The following is a 13,503-nucleotide window of genomic DNA, read 5'->3' as shown; positions in this document are numbered from 1 at the left end:
CGAAGCTATTCCGACTCCGCGGACCATGATCCCCCACGTTACACGTTACGTTTCAAATTCGATTTCGTCGATCCCGGCGTCGAGCATTTTCAGCACCAGTGCCATTGGATGGCCCGCCCGCGCCATGGCGGCGATCCAGCGGCGCTTGAGCGCGGGATCGGCAGGCCCGACCGCGAAGGGGCCGATCCGCTTGCGCCGGGCGAAGCGCAGCGCCGCCGCCTCGGCCTCCGCGTCGATATGCTCACCCAGCTCTCCCGCGGTCTCGGCGTCGATTCCGGCGGCGCGCAATGCGGTGCCGATCCGTTGCCGCCCATAACCGCGGCGGAGCAGCGCATCGGTGCGCGCCGCGGCGAAGGCCCGATCATCGACATAGCCGCGCTCCGCGAAGCGGGCGACCAGCGCGTCGACCGGCGGCGCGCCCGCGCCTTCCCAGCCGCGCTCGCGCAGCTTGCGGCGCAGATAGGCGGCCAGCTTCGCCCGCGTCGTCGCGTAGCGCGCGGCATAGTCGAGCGCGGCTCGCTCGAGGCTTGCCGAATCAAAGGGTCGGGCCGGTCGGGAAGCGGTGCGGGTCATGCGCCATGATTGTGCCACAGTCGGGCCGGATTTTGAACGCGGGCCTGTTCCAAGGCTGGCCGGATAAGCAAGGCTGCCGGGTGGCCCACGCCACCCACAGGGAGGCGTGATCGATGCCGAACCGGGTGAATGCCGCTCAGAATATGCAAGGGAATGACCATATAATGGCACTGGTGCCGACGCCGACAGTGGATGCGCTGCCGCGCCGTTTCGCCGATTTCGAGACCCTGGGAGCGGCACTCGACTATGCCGCGACCGGCGTTCGCGGCCTCAATTTCCACGATGCCCGGGGCACGCTGACCCAGCCGTACAGCTATGCGAGGATGCGCGCGGATGCGCTGGCCAATGCCGGCCGGCTGATCGCCGCCGGCATCCGTCCCGGCGACCGCATCGCCCTGATCGCAGAGACCGGCCCGCATTTCGCGGCGATGTTCTTTGGCGCGGTCTATGCCGGCGCCTGGCCGGTGCCGCTGCCGCTGCCCACCTCGTTCGGAGGCAAGGACAGCTATATCGACCAGCTTGTCGTCCAGCTCGACAGCTCGGATCCGCGCGTTCTTTTCTTCCCCGAGGAGATTGCGGAGATGGCGTCGGCCGCCGCCGCGCTGCGCAAGGTCGAGGGGCTGAGCTACGAGGCGTTCGAGGCGCGCGAGGCGGTCGATGCGATCCTGCCCCATGCCGCGCCCGACGACATCGCCTATCTGCAATATTCGAGCGGCTCGACCCGCTTCCCGCACGGCGTCGCCGTCACGCACCGGGCGCTGCTCAACAATCTCGCCGCGCATTCGCACGGCATGCTGCTGGAACCGCAGGACCGCTGCATCAGCTGGCTGCCCTGGTATCACGACATGGGGCTGGTCGGCTGCTTCCTGTCACCGGTCGCGAACCAGGTGTCGACCGATTATCTCAAAACAGAGGATTTCGCCCGCCGCCCGCTCGCCTGGCTGGACCTGATCACCCGCAACGAGGGGACCTCGATCAGCTATTCGCCGACCTTCGGCTACGACATCTGCGCGCGCCGCATGTCCAGCCAGACCAAGGCTTCGGAGCGGTTCGACCTGTCCCGCTGGCGGCTCGCCGGCAATGGCGCCGACATGATCCGGCCCGACGTGATGCAGGCCTTCGTCGATGCCTTCGCCGAAGCCGGCTTCAAGGCGACCGCCTTCCTGCCGAGCTATGGCCTGGCCGAGGCGACGCTGGCCGTCTCGATCATGCCGCCGGGCGAAGGCATCGTCGTCGAGCTGGTCGAGGAGACCCAGCTGTCGGGCGGCGATCATAGCCAGGACCGGCCCCGCCGGTTCCGCGCCGTCGTCAACTGCGGCAAGCCGGTGCGCGACATGCTCGTCGAGATCCGCGACGAGGACGGATCGGTGCTGCCCGAGAAGATGATCGGCAAGCTGTGGGCCAAGGGCCCGTCGATCATGGAGGGCTATTTCCGCGACGAGGAGGCGACCGCCGCCTGCATGGTCGACGGCTGGCTGGATACCGGCGACATGGCCTATATGTCGAACGGCTACATCTACATCGTCGGCCGCGCCAAGGACATGATCATCATCAACGGCAAGAACCACTGGCCCCAGGACATAGAATGGGCGGTGGAGCAGTTGCCGGGCTTCAAGGCGGGCGACATCGCCGCCTTCGCGATCACGACCACGGGGGGCGAGGAGACCCCGGCGGTGCTCGTCCAGTGCCGCACGTCGGACCCCGCGGAGCGCGCCCGGCTGCGCGACCAGATCCGCGAGAAGGTCCGCTCGATCACCGGCATGCACTGCGTGGTCGAACTGGTGCCGCCGCGCACCCTGCCCAAGACCAGCTCGGGCAAGCTCAGCCGCGCCAAGGCCCGCAACCTCTACCTCTCGGGCGAGATCCAGGGCTACGACATCGCGGCGTGAAGGGGCTCGGCCGCTTCTTCATCCCTCGCCCCGGCCTCCGCCGGGACGACGGCGTGTTGATGAAGCTGTCATTGGCCCTGTCCCTCGCCACCACCGCCCACGCCGCCCCGCTCGATCCGCTGGGCGATCCCGACCAGTTCCGCCGCGACATAGAGGCGATCAACGCCAAGCCGCTGCCCGATGGCCAGCCACTGGCGCTGGCGGTCGGCAAGGCGGTGCTGGCCGACGCGAAGCTGCGCGGCCGCTGCGAGCCCAAGCGGATGAGCCTCACCAGGCCCGAGCCGGTGACGCTCGACGGGATGATCACCGCGCTGATCGCCAAGGGCCAGATCGAGAATGGCTGGCTCGTTTCGGTGAAGCTTGAGGATTGCCCGCCTGCCGACCCAATCCGGGTGCTGCTGCTCCGCGCGTCCGATGGCGTCGCCTTGCAGGCCTTCTTCGCCGGTCAGGGGGAGAGCCTCGCCTGGCCGAGTCTGTCGCGAGAAGTGCTGGGCGCCACGGTCAGCGCCGTATCGCAAAGGCTGGCCCGAGAGGACCCGGCCTGCAAGCCCCAGGGCCTCACGCCCACCGGCTCGCGGATCACCGGCACCAGCCCCGATTTCGGCCCCAGCCAATATGGCATCCGCCTGAAGGGATCGTGGAACGAGGCCTGGACCTTCGAGCCCTGCGGCCATCGCGTCAGCGTGTCGATCGCCTTCCGCACCAACGGCACCGGCGGCGCATATTGGGATATCGACACCCAGGGCATGGTCTTCGTCCGTTAGGCCAGCCAACCCCTTGCGTTGCAATCCCCCCACCGCTATGTGCCCCCGTCTCGGGCCCGGAGGAGTGTAGCTCAGTTGGTAGAGCATCGGTCTCCAAAACCGAGGGCCGTGGGTTCGAGTCCCTCCACTCCTGCCATCTTCTGGTAGGGTAAGGCCAAAGGGGTCGAGAAGCGCGAAGAGGTCAGTCCGCCGGCCGAAAGGCCGAATCAGCGGACTATGGCCTCTTGTCGCTGTTTGAATGGTTTTCCGGATGGCGAATCCGGCAGGATAGGCTGAGGACGTGGCGAAGACTTCACCGGGCGAGTTCATCCGGCAGGTAAAGGCCGAAACGGCGAAGGTCGTCTGGCCGAGCCGCCGGGAGACGATCACGACCACCATCATGGTCGGGATCATGACGCTCCTGCTCGGCATCTTCTTCTTCGGACTCGACCAGTTCTTCGCGATGATCGTGAAGTTCCTGCTCTCGCTGCTCGGCTGATACGGAGACTTCTGCGTTGGCGCGCTGGTACATCATTCACGCCTATTCGGGCTTCGAGAACAAGGTGAAGGAAGCGATCCTGGCTGACGCCGCGCGCCTCGGCCTGGAACAGCTCGTCGAGGCGGTCGAGGTGCCGACCGAGAAGGTGACCGAGGTCCGCCGCGGCAAGAAGATCACCTCCGACCGCAAATTCTTCCCCGGCTATGTGCTGGCGAAGCTCAGCATGAACGACGATGTCTATCACCTGGTGAAGAACACGCCGAAGGTGACGGGCTTCCTGGGTTCGTCGGGCAAGCCCCAGCCGATCAGCGAGGCCGAGGCCGCGCGCATCCTCAATACCAAGGAGGAGGCCGCCGCCGCCGCGCCCAAGGCGAAGCTCAAGGTCGACTACGAGATCGGCGATCAGGTCAAGGTGCTGGACGGCCCCTTCGCCAGCTTCAACGGCGTCGTCGAGGAACTCGATTTCGACCGCAGCCGCGTCAAGGTGTCGGTCTCGATCTTCGGCCGCGCGACCCCGGTCGAGCTCGAGTTCGAGCAGGTCGAGCGGGTCAAGTGACGGCCTGAAAAAGGCCGTCATCCTGACGGAAGTCAGGATCCAGATACGCCGCGCTGCGGTTTCTGGATGCCGGATCAAGTCCGGCATGACGAAGTGAAGAGGTTCCGGCTCAAACCGGATGGTGCCTTCAAGGCACACAAGCTGCGGGAGGGGATTTCGATCCCTGTCTGACCGCTAAACTTGAACGGGAGGGCTTCGGCCCGCCCACTACAGAGTGAGTGAAAAATGGCTAAGAAGATCACGGGCTATATCAAGCTCCAGGTGCCCGCTGGAAAGGCGAATCCGTCGCCGCCGATCGGCCCCGCGCTCGGTCAGCGCGGCGTCAACATCATGGACTTCTGCAAGGCGTTCAACGCGCAGACCGGCGACCAGGAAGTCGGCACGCCGCTTCCCACCGTCATCACCGTCTATGCCGATCGCTCGTTCAGCTTCGTCACCAAGACGCCCCCGGCCAGCTATCTGATCAAGAAGGCCGCCAACCTCAAGTCGGGCTCGAAGGAGCCGGGCAAGGTCGTCGCGGCGAAGATCAAGCGGTCGCAGCTGACCCAGATCGCCGAAGTGAAGATGAAGGATCTCAACGCCAACGATATCGAGGCGGCGACCCGCATCATCGAAGGCAGCGCCCGCGCGATGGGCCTCGAAGTGGTGGAGGGCTGATATCATGGCCAAGCTCAGCAAGAAGCAGAAGAACCAGGCTTCGACCGTCGACGCCAACAAGCTGTACGACATCGACGCCGCGATCGCCCTCGCCCGCGCCAACGCGACCTCCAAGTTCGACGAGACCATCGAGGTCGCGCTGAACCTGGGCGTCGATCCGCGCCATGCCGACCAGATGGTCCGCGGCGTCGTGACCCTGCCCAAGGGCACCGGCAAGGACGTCCGCGTCGGCGTGTTCGCGCGCGGCGCCAAGGCTGACGAAGCCAAGGCCGCCGGCGCCGAGGTCGTCGGTGCGGAAGACCTGCTCGAGACGATCCAGGGCGGCACCGTCGATTTCGACCGCTGCATCGCCACCCCGGACATGATGGGTCTGGTCGGCCGTCTCGGCAAGATCCTGGGTCCGAAGGGCCTGATGCCGAACCCGAAGCTCGGCACCGTGACGATGAATGTCGCCGAAGCCGTCAAGGCGGCCAAGGGCGGCCAGGTGGAGTTCCGCGTCGAGAAGGCCGGCATCATCCATTCCGGCATCGGCAAGGCCAGCTTCCCGGCCGAGGACCTGCGCGCCAATTTCGACGCCTTCGTCGACGCGATCGTCAAGGCGAAGCCGTCGGGCGCCAAGGGCAAGTATCTGCGCAAGGCCGCGGTCAGCTCGACCATGGGCCCGGGCGTCAAGATCGACACCGCCGACCTCGGCGCCTGATCGATCCACCCCGCGCGGGGTGTTCGCCAAGAACAAGAACCGCGTCGGCGCTTCGGTGCCGGCGCGGTTCTTGTTTTGGGCTGGCCTCAGGTGCCGGGCGCGAGCCTTTGAATGTCGCGACCTGGAGCGATTTCCAGGCAGATGGAAACATCTGCCGACTCGGAAATCGCGGTAAAACAACAAGGTAGAGCCGACGAGTCGATGTAATCGGATCATGAAAGGCTCTGGAGCCCGGCGTCGGAACGTGTAGCGTTCCGCCCGAGCATATGCTGGGAAAGCCAAGGCAGGCGGACGCCTGACGCCCGGCGCTTGAGGGCCACACAAAAAGAGTCGGAAACTTTTACACTCCCGTTTCTGCCTCCCGGCGCGCTTCACACCAAAACCCAGCAAATCCAGCCCACCGGGAAACTGGCACGATTCTGGCTTTAACGATTTGTGAACCCGTTGTTCAGCTCGCCCGGGGGTGAGAAGCGGGGGGAGGCTTGATCCGATGGCGAGTACCGCATTCCGGGGGGTTTTTGCGCTGTTCGTCGCCGTCGTGATCGCCTCTCCCGCTTGGGCGCAGCTGGAGGTGGTTTCGAATTGGCTGGAGCGGGTGCCCCAGCCGAGTGCGTTGGTGTTGTTCCTGGTTGCGGTCGCGGGCGTGCTGGTGGGCCGCTATGCGAGCCGGAAGCGCCGCGACCCGTAAGTTGCTTGAGTTGGTTTGTTCGCTTTGTGTTTGAGTTGTGTGCGTTCGAGTTTGCTTATTCCCCTGTAGCGTTGCTCTGCTTAATCGATCCCCGCCCGCCCTCACCGCTTCCTGTCGGTGGATGGCGGGCGGGGATCAGTATTTCCGGCCCCCATTGACCTTACCGCCCGGGCAGGCTTCAAGCGCCGGCATGACCGGCACGCTCGAACAGCTCGAATCGACCATCGCCACGCGCCGTGGCGGCGATGCGTCGGCTTCCTATGTCGCCGCCCTGTTCGCGAAGGGCATGCCCAAGATCGCCCAGAAGCTGGGCGAGGAGGCGGTCGAGACGGTGATCGCCGCGATGGCGGGCGATGCCAGGGGCGTGACCGGCGAGGCCGCCGACCTGATCTTCCACCTGATGGTGCTGCTGAACGAGGCGGGCGTGCCCTTCGTCGACGTCCTGGCCGAGCTGGAGCGGCGCGAGGGGACCTCGGGTCTCGCAGAGAAGGCGGCGCGGCCAAAGGTCTGATTTCCGCCATCCCGGCCTGCCCGTGATCTGGCAGCGTGACGAAGAAGAACCGAGATTCCCGCTTTTGCTGGAATGACGACTGGAAGGTTGAAACCATGCCGATCGATGCCACCCAGCCCTATGATGACGGCAATGTCTTCGCCCGCATCCTGCGCGGCGAACTGCCGTCGAAGACGGTCTATGAGGATGAGTGGGCGCTCGCCTTCCACGACATCAACCCGCAGGCGCCGGTCCACATCCTGGTGATCCCCAAAGGGCCCTATGTCTCCTGGGACGATTTTACCGCCACGGGATCGGACGCAGAGGTGGCGGGCTTCATCCGCGCGGTCGGCCATGTTGCGCGCGAGGCGGGCCTTGTGGCTCCCGGCTATCGGCTGCTCGCCAATATCGGCGGCCATGGGCATCAGGAGGTGCCCCACCTCCACGTCCATATCTTTGGCGGCCGCCAGTTCCGCGAGATGATTCCCGCGCCACGGGGATGAAGGCGGGAGCCATGCAATTCTATTGCGCGCGGAGAATTAGCGGTTAGGCTCCCGATCCCATGATCGGCCGTGGGCATCGCGCCCGGCCAGACAAGGGAAAACCCGCATGATCTTCGGGCGTGTAAAGCCACTCGACGCCATCCTCGCCACCGCAGCCAAGAAATCGCTGCATCGCTCCCTCGGCCCCTTCCAGCTCACCATGCTCGGTATCGGCGGCATCATCGGCACGGGCATCTTCGTCCTCACCGCCGAGGCCGCACAGAAGGCCGGCCCCGGCATGATCCTCGCCTTCGTCATCGCGGGCTTCGTCTGTGCCGTTGCGGCGCTCTGCTACGCCGAAATGGCGGCCATGGTGCCGGTTTCCGGATCGGCCTACACCTACAGCTATGCCGTAATGGGTGAGCTGGTCGCGTGGATGGTCGGCTGGGCGCTAGTCCTCGAATATGCGATCGCGGCCGGCGCTGTATCGGTGGGATGGTCCGGCTATGTCGTCGGGCTGTTCCAGTCGCTGACCGGAATAACCGTCCCCAAGGAACTGGTGCTCGGCCCGATCGACGGCGGCATCGTCAATATTCCGGCCGCGATCATCGCGCTGCTCGTCACCTGGCTGCTGGTCCTCGGCACCAAGGAGAGCGCGACGGTCAACGCCATCCTCGTCGGCGTGAAGGTCGCCGCGCTGTCGCTGTTCGTCGTGCTGGCGCTGCCGGTGATGAACATGGACAATTTCGATCCCTTCGCCCCGCTCGGCTTCGCCGGCATCTCGGCGGCGGCGGCGTCGATCTTCTTCGCCTATGTCGGCTTCGACGCGGTCTCCACCGCGGCCGAGGAAACGAAGAATCCCCAGCGCAACATGCCGATCGGCCTGATCGGCTCGCTCGGCATCTGCACCATCTTCTACATGCTGGTATCGGCCGGCGTCATCGGCGGGGTCGGCGCGCAGCCGATGCTCGATGCGTCGGGGGCCGGCATTCCCACCGGCTCCACCCAGCTTGCCGCCGCCTGCTCGGCGATCGGCGACTCCAAGGTGGTCTGCTCGAAGGAGGCGCTGGCCTGGACGCTGCGCGAGATCGGCTGGCCCCAGATCGGCAACCTGCTCGGCCTCGCGGCCGGCCTCGCGCTGCCCTCGGTCATCCTGATGATGATGTTCGGTCAGACCCGCATCTTCTTCGTGATGAGCCGCGACGGCCTGCTGCCCACCGTCTTCTCGAAGGTTCATCCGCGCTACAAGACGCCGCATGTGGTGACGATCATGACCGGCATCTTCGTCGCGATCTTCGCGGCGCTGTTCCCGGTCGGCGCGCTCGCCGACATCTCCAACTCGGGAACGCTGTTCGCCTTCGGCGCGGTGTCGATCGCGGTGCTCGTGCTGCGCCGGACCGATCCGGACCGCAAGCGCCCGTTCCGCACCCCGGCCGTTGCGGTCGTCGCGCCGCTGTCGGCGGCGGGCTGCGTCTATCTCTTCTACAATCTGTCGGCCTACACCATCACCCTGTTCTTCAGCTGGGCGGCGCTCGGCCTCGTGGTCTATTATCTGTACGGCTACCGGAAGAGCCATCTCGGCCGCGGCATCGTCGAAGTCCATGAGACCGATGCCGACGCCCCGCCGCAGCCGGTGCCGCCGATCGAGTAATCCGCTTCCCACCCGCTCATTCCTAACGGGATGGGCGGGCGGGGGCTGGCTCAACCGGCCAGCCGTGTCCCGATCAATGCCGCGAGGTCCTCGTCAGCCGGCAGGCGCGGCCCTGTCTCGATGATGATCCGCCCGGCGGCGATCGACCCCATGCGCAGGCTCGTCGGCAGGTCGCTTCCGCGCGCAAGGCCCGCCAGCACTCCGGCGGCGAACAGATCGCCCGCCCCGGTTGTGTCAACGATCGCGCCGAAGGGCTCGGCGCGGGTTGCGAACCGCTCGCCGCCCTGAACCGCAATCGCCCCTTCGGGCCCTCGTGTCGCGATCAGCAGCGGCACCCGCGCCGCCGCCCAGGCGACCCCCGCCTCGAAATCGGCGCAGCCGCTCAGCTCGGCCAGTTCGCCTTCGTTCGAGAAGAGGATGTCGATCAGCCCCGCCTCGATCAGGTGGACGAAATCGTCATGATGCTCTCGCACGCAAAATTCGGAGGACAGGGTGAAGGCGGTCCGCCGCCCCGCCGCCCGCGCTGCGCGGAAGGCCGCCTGGCTGGCGGCGCGCGGCTCGGTCGTGCGCCACATATAGCCTTCGACATAGAGGATCGCCGTATCGGCGGCGATGGTAGGATCGAAGGCGGCAGGCGGCAGATATTCGGAGGCGCCGATCGCGGTGTTCATCGTCCTGTGACCATCGGGGCTGACGATGATCAGGCAGCGGCCGGTGGGCGTGGCGATCGGCGGCAGCGGGAAATCGACGCCGTTCGCCGCCATGTCGTTCGCGAACAGGCGGCCCAGCCGGTCGTCGCCGACCTGCCCGACAAAGGCGAGCCGAAGGCCGAGCCGGGCCAGCGCGGCCATGGTGTTGGCGGCCGACCCGCCACATACCTCTTCGCACACCCCCATCGCCTGGTGCAGCAGCACCGCCGCATCCGGCGCGATGGGCTGCATCAACCCGCGCTTGAGGCCCTGCGCGGCGACGAAATCATCATCCTTGTGGCAGAGCACGTCGACCAGCGCGTTGCCGATCGCGACCACATCATAGCGGGGGGAATCCATCGCCGCTCCCTACCGAAGCTTGTCGCCGCCGCCAAGCGGCCCGCCGCCCCTGCCCTTGCGCTTCGGCGGATATGATGCTGTGCCGGGCGGCATGACGCGGCTTCGTTTTATCGCCCCCGGCGCCTTCGCGCTGCTCGCCGCCTGCGGCCCCACCACCGGCAACCTCCCGATCGTCTCCGCGCCGCCCCCACCGGCGCGGAGCGAAGCGGGGCTCGACCGGGTGATGGGGCGGGACGCGCGCGCGCTGATCAGCCAGTTCGGCAACCCCAACCAGGATGTCCGCGAGGACACGGCCCGCAAGCTGCAATATGCCAGCGGGGTCTGCGTGCTCGACGCCTATCTCTATCCCCCCGCGCCGGGCCGCGAGCCGGTCGTCACCCATGTCGACGCGCGGCTGCCGACGGGCGAGGACATCGACCGCGCCTCCTGCATCGCCGCGCTGATCCGGAGGAAAGAGGCGCGCTAGGCAGCGCCGTCAGTCCCGCCCTTCGGGCGCGCCAAGCGGGAACATGTGGCGGTAGGGCCGCGCCTCGTCGAGCGCGCGGGCATAGCTGGGCCGCGCCAGCAATCGGCCGCGATAGGCCCAGAGCGCCTCGAGATGTTGCGGGATCGCATGGGTCCAGTCGGCATAGAGCAGCTGCGGCGCCGCCGAACAGTCAGCCATGCTGAAGCCGTCCCCGGCAACCCATTCCCTTCCCCGCATCCGATCGTCGAGCAGCGCGTAGGCGGTATCCAGCGCCGCCCGCCACGGCGCGCCGCCATCGTCATGCTCGCGGCCCAGCGCGATGTTGACCAGGCGTTGCTGCGGCGTGGCGACATAATTGTCGAAGAAGCGATCCCACATTCGCACCTCGGCCGCCACCAGCGGATCGGCCGGTATCAGGCGCGGCGTATCGGGAAAGCGCGCCTCCACATATTCGATGATGCCGGTCGCCTCGAAGACCATCCGGCCGTCATGGACGGCGATCGGGAATTTGCCGATCGGCCACAGCGCCGCCCATTCGCCCATCGCCGGCTCGCTGCCGTCGAGGATTCGCTCCTCGAACGCCACGCCCTTCTCGTAGCAGGCGGCCTTCGCCTTGTGGCAATAGGAGGAGAGCGGGTGCGAATAGAGGATGAGGGTCATGCTGTCTCCCGATGGTCGACGCGGTGGCGCCCTGATGACAGGCGGATGACAGAGCGCATATCCCAGACCGGCGCGGTCGCGCTAGAAGCGACCGCATCATGACCGATTCCGTCACCCCCGTTGCCGCGCATCTGCGGAGCCGCGGCGCACAAAAGATGCCTGGCTCCAAGGCGGAGCTGTTCATCGTTCGAGAGTTCCTCGATGCAGCGCGCTGCGCGGAACTGGTGGCGCTGATCGACCGCGACAACCGCCCCTCGACGATCGCCGATGATCAGGGCGTCGCCTATTTTCGCACCAGCAAGACCTGCGATCTCGATCCCGCGAGCGCCCTTGCGGCCGGGCTCGATGCCGATATCGCCGACATGCTGGGAATCGATCCCGCGCTGGGGGAGCCAATCCAGGGCCAGAAATATGACGTGGGGGACGAGTTCCGCGACCATACCGACTATTTCGAGCCGACCGGCTTCGACTATCTCACCCATTGCGGCGAGACCGGCCAGCGCAGCTGGACGGCGATGATCTACCTCAACCAACCCGGCGCGGGCGGAGCGACCCGGTTCCGGCGACTCGACAAGATCATCCAGCCGGAGCCCGGCAAGCTGGTCGTCTGGGCCAATATCACCGCCGACGGCAAACCCAATCCCTGGACGCTGCATTGCGGGATGAAGGTCCGCCAGGGGAGCAAATATGTGATCACCAAATGGTATCGCGAGCGCCCCTGGCCGATACGGTGACAGCTGCCGCCCGCTGTCTCGAAACTGTCACGCTGGCGTAATCGCACCGCCATCCAGCCCCACTAGAGGCGACTCCCGACGGGCGGTGCCGGAGTCGGCGCGCGACCCTGTGGTCCAGCAAAGGGGCAATCATGAAAAACTTCCGTTCCATCCTGATGCTGGGGTGCGCCCTGGCCCTGACCGCCTGCGGCGGCGCCGACGACGTCGCCTCGCCGGGCGAAGGCACGATCGTCACCCCAACCCCGACGCCCACCCCGACGCCGACCCCCACGCCGACCCCGACCCCGGGCCAGGCAGCCGCGTCCTGCCCGACCGGCACGATCGACCGCGGCACCATCACCACGGCCTTCCGTAACTGCGAGATTTCGGGCCGCATCACCGCCGACACCACCCTGCAGAAGCTGCCGGGCGTGATCTACTCGCTGTCGGGCCCGGTCAATGTCGGCACCGACATCGGCGGCGACGGCAACGCCACCGGTGGCCAGCGCGTCACCCTCACCGTCCAGCCGGGCGTCACCGTCTTTGCCTCGTCGGGCAACGATTATCTGGTCGTCAACCGCGGCTCGCGCCTCAACGCGATCGGCACCGCGACCCAGCCGATCATCTTCACCGCGCGCGACAATGTGCTCGGCACCACCACCGACAGCAGCCAGGGCCTGTGGGGCGGCATCGTCCTGCTCGGCCGCGCGCCGATCTCGGATTGCAACACCTCGGTCGCGGGCGGCTCGGCCACCTGCCAGCAGGTCATCGAAGGCACCACCAGCTCGCTCTACGGCGGCGACCAGGCGGCGGACAACAGCGGCACGCTGCAATATGTCCAGATCCGCTATTCGGGCTTCGCGATCGCGCCCGGCAACGAACTGCAGGGCCTGACCCTGGGCGGCGTCGGCAGCGGCACCACCCTCGACCACATCCAGATCCACAACAGCTCGGACGACGGCATCGAGATCTTCGGCGGCCGCGCCAACCTGAAATATCTGGTGATGACCGGCGCCGACGACGACGCGCTCGACACCGACCTCGGCTATAAGGGCTTCATCCAGTTCGTCATCGCCGTCCAGCGCGATGCCAATAACGGCGACTCGATGATCGAGGCCGACTCGAACGGCAACGAGGATGCTCTGCCCCGCCAGAACACCCGCCTCGCCAACTTCACCTTCGTCCAGCGCTCGACCGTCCAGGGCGGCAATGTGATGCTGCTGCGCGGCGGTACCGACTACACGATGGTCAACGGCGTCGTCACCGGCACTGGATCGTGCCTCGACATCGACGAGACCGGCGGCACCACCACCCGCGCGGCGAACAGCGCCCTCGACGATGTCGGCCCGCCGGTGTTCAACTCGGTCGTCCTCGCCTGCGCCACCGCGCCCTATCGTGCCGACGGCAACGAGGCGGCGGTCCAGACGATCTTCACCGCCGGCACCAACAACAACCCGGCCTTCACCTCGTCGCTGACCGGTACCTTCGTCAACGGCGCCAACGAAGCCGCCCGCACCGCCTTCAACGCGGCGACCCTCGGCAGCTTCTTCGTGACCACCAGCTATATCGGCGCGGTGCGCGATACGAGCGACACCTGGTATGCGGGCTGGGCCTGCAACTCCTCGACCGCATCGTTCGGCAGCACTAGCGGGTCGTGCACCGCGATCCCGAACTGACCGACGCTTGA

General features: G+C 66.6%; 16 protein-coding genes and 1 tRNA gene. 14 read left to right on the top strand and 3 right to left on the bottom strand.

All coding sequences use genetic code 11. The features are described from left to right. Window positions 1-45: 45 nt before the first annotated feature. Entirely contained in the window at window positions 46-573 is a 528-nt protein-coding gene (locus CMV14_RS03320) for a regulatory protein RecX (protein WP_238147176.1), read from the bottom strand. A gap of 164 nt (window positions 574-737) precedes the next feature. Between CMV14_RS03320 and CMV14_RS03315 the strand changes: the two genes are divergently transcribed. The 11 genes from CMV14_RS03315 (at window position 738) to CMV14_RS03265 (ending at window position 8,928) form a co-directional block, all read left to right on the top strand. Then, on the top strand, window positions 738-2,462 hold the full coding sequence (locus CMV14_RS03315; protein WP_066968923.1) for a fatty acyl-AMP ligase: 1,725 nt from the start codon (window positions 738-740) through the stop codon (window positions 2,460-2,462). 59 nt (window positions 2,463-2,521) lie between these two features. Beyond that, on the top strand, window positions 2,522-3,226 hold the full coding sequence (locus CMV14_RS03310; protein ID WP_066968972.1) for a hypothetical protein: 705 nt from the start codon (window positions 2,522-2,524) through the stop codon (window positions 3,224-3,226). Between the two features lie 60 nt (window positions 3,227-3,286). After that, window positions 3,287-3,362: transfer RNA gene (locus tag CMV14_RS03305), tRNA-Trp, on the top strand. Window positions 3,363-3,506: 144 nt separating this feature from the next. Beyond that, window positions 3,507-3,704, top strand: a complete 198-nt coding sequence (gene secE / locus CMV14_RS03300) for a preprotein translocase subunit SecE (RefSeq protein ID WP_066968925.1) — start codon at window positions 3,507-3,509, stop codon at window positions 3,702-3,704. A 16-nt stretch (window positions 3,705-3,720) separates the two neighbouring features. Beyond that, on the top strand, window positions 3,721-4,260 hold the full coding sequence (gene nusG / locus CMV14_RS03295) for a transcription termination/antitermination protein NusG (protein ID WP_066968926.1): 540 nt from the start codon (window positions 3,721-3,723) through the stop codon (window positions 4,258-4,260). A 225-nt stretch (window positions 4,261-4,485) separates the two neighbouring features. Then, window positions 4,486-4,917, top strand: coding sequence for a 50S ribosomal protein L11 (gene rplK, locus CMV14_RS03290; protein ID WP_066968928.1), 432 nt, complete (start codon window positions 4,486-4,488; stop codon window positions 4,915-4,917). A 4-nt stretch (window positions 4,918-4,921) separates the two neighbouring features. Then, a complete protein-coding gene (gene rplA / locus CMV14_RS03285) occupies window positions 4,922-5,617 on the top strand; it encodes a 50S ribosomal protein L1 (protein ID WP_066968930.1) in 696 nt (231 codons plus the stop codon). A 490-nt stretch (window positions 5,618-6,107) separates the two neighbouring features. After that, entirely contained in the window at window positions 6,108-6,305 is a 198-nt protein-coding gene (locus CMV14_RS03280; protein ID WP_066968931.1) for a hypothetical protein, read from the top strand. A gap of 190 nt (window positions 6,306-6,495) precedes the next feature. Continuing rightward, the gene (locus tag CMV14_RS03275) at window positions 6,496-6,816 is read left to right on the top strand and encodes a phosphoribosyl-ATP diphosphatase (RefSeq protein WP_066968933.1); all 321 of its coding nucleotides are present in this window, start codon (window positions 6,496-6,498) and stop codon (window positions 6,814-6,816) included. A gap of 95 nt (window positions 6,817-6,911) precedes the next feature. Next, window positions 6,912-7,298 (top strand): histidine triad nucleotide-binding protein, encoded by a 387-nt coding sequence (locus CMV14_RS03270; RefSeq protein ID WP_066968935.1) that lies wholly within the window; start codon window positions 6,912-6,914, stop codon window positions 7,296-7,298. Between the two features lie 106 nt (window positions 7,299-7,404). Further along, a complete protein-coding gene (locus CMV14_RS03265) occupies window positions 7,405-8,928 on the top strand; it encodes an amino acid permease (RefSeq protein WP_066968937.1) in 1,524 nt (507 codons plus the stop codon). A 50-nt stretch (window positions 8,929-8,978) separates the two neighbouring features. Here CMV14_RS03265 and CMV14_RS03260 read toward each other — a convergent pair whose 3' ends face one another. Further along, complete coding sequence (locus CMV14_RS03260) at window positions 8,979-9,977, bottom strand: adenosine kinase (protein WP_066968939.1); 999 nt, start codon at window positions 9,975-9,977, stop codon at window positions 8,979-8,981. Window positions 9,978-10,068: 91 nt separating this feature from the next. Between CMV14_RS03260 and CMV14_RS03255 the strand changes: the two genes are divergently transcribed. Then, a complete protein-coding gene (locus CMV14_RS03255) occupies window positions 10,069-10,443 on the top strand; it encodes a hypothetical protein (RefSeq protein WP_066968973.1) in 375 nt (124 codons plus the stop codon). 9 nt (window positions 10,444-10,452) lie between these two features. Here the strand turns inward: CMV14_RS03255 and CMV14_RS03250 are convergent, their stop codons facing one another. Then, on the bottom strand, window positions 10,453-11,103 hold the full coding sequence (locus tag CMV14_RS03250) for a glutathione S-transferase family protein (RefSeq protein ID WP_066968941.1): 651 nt from the start codon (window positions 11,101-11,103) through the stop codon (window positions 10,453-10,455). 98 nt (window positions 11,104-11,201) lie between these two features. Between CMV14_RS03250 and CMV14_RS03245 the strand changes: the two genes are divergently transcribed. Next, window positions 11,202-11,837, top strand: a complete 636-nt coding sequence (locus tag CMV14_RS03245; protein ID WP_066968943.1) for a prolyl hydroxylase family protein — start codon at window positions 11,202-11,204, stop codon at window positions 11,835-11,837. 131 nt (window positions 11,838-11,968) lie between these two features. Continuing rightward, window positions 11,969-13,492: a beta-helix domain-containing protein gene (locus CMV14_RS03240; protein ID WP_066968945.1), complete on the top strand. Its 1,524-nt coding sequence runs from the start codon at window positions 11,969-11,971 to the stop codon at window positions 13,490-13,492. The last annotated feature ends 11 nt before the right edge of the window (window positions 13,493-13,503 follow it).

The organism is Rhizorhabdus dicambivorans (assembly GCF_002355275.1).
Lineage (GTDB): Bacteria > Pseudomonadota > Alphaproteobacteria > Sphingomonadales > Sphingomonadaceae > Rhizorhabdus > Rhizorhabdus dicambivorans.
The sequence above is the reverse complement of the archived record's forward strand: the minus strand, read 5'-3'. Positions and strand labels throughout refer to the sequence as shown.

Coding starts and splice junctions, on each gene's coding strand:
- CMV14_RS03315 (WP_066968923.1), top strand. CDS start 738: ATGGCACTGGTGCCGACGCCGACAGTGGATGCGCTGCCGCGCCGTTTC.
- CMV14_RS03250 (WP_066968941.1), bottom strand. CDS start 11,103: ATGACCCTCATCCTCTATTCGCACCCGCTCTCCTCCTATTGCCACAAG.
- CMV14_RS03280 (WP_066968931.1), top strand. CDS start 6,108: ATGGCGAGTACCGCATTCCGGGGGGTTTTTGCGCTGTTCGTCGCCGTC.
- CMV14_RS03270 (WP_066968935.1), top strand. CDS start 6,912: ATGCCGATCGATGCCACCCAGCCCTATGATGACGGCAATGTCTTCGCC.
- rplK (WP_066968928.1), top strand. CDS start 4,486: ATGGCTAAGAAGATCACGGGCTATATCAAGCTCCAGGTGCCCGCTGGA.
- CMV14_RS03275 (WP_066968933.1), top strand. CDS start 6,496: ATGACCGGCACGCTCGAACAGCTCGAATCGACCATCGCCACGCGCCGT.
- CMV14_RS03265 (WP_066968937.1), top strand. CDS start 7,405: ATGATCTTCGGGCGTGTAAAGCCACTCGACGCCATCCTCGCCACCGCA.
- CMV14_RS03240 (WP_066968945.1), top strand. CDS start 11,969: ATGAAAAACTTCCGTTCCATCCTGATGCTGGGGTGCGCCCTGGCCCTG.
- CMV14_RS03320 (WP_238147176.1), bottom strand. CDS start 573: ATGACCCGCACCGCTTCCCGACCGGCCCGACCCTTTGATTCGGCAAGC.
- CMV14_RS03245 (WP_066968943.1), top strand. CDS start 11,202: ATGACCGATTCCGTCACCCCCGTTGCCGCGCATCTGCGGAGCCGCGGC.
- CMV14_RS03255 (WP_066968973.1), top strand. CDS start 10,069: ATGACGCGGCTTCGTTTTATCGCCCCCGGCGCCTTCGCGCTGCTCGCC.
- CMV14_RS03260 (WP_066968939.1), bottom strand. CDS start 9,977: ATGGATTCCCCCCGCTATGATGTGGTCGCGATCGGCAACGCGCTGGTC.
- CMV14_RS03310 (WP_066968972.1), top strand. CDS start 2,522: ATGAAGCTGTCATTGGCCCTGTCCCTCGCCACCACCGCCCACGCCGCC.
- rplA (WP_066968930.1), top strand. CDS start 4,922: ATGGCCAAGCTCAGCAAGAAGCAGAAGAACCAGGCTTCGACCGTCGAC.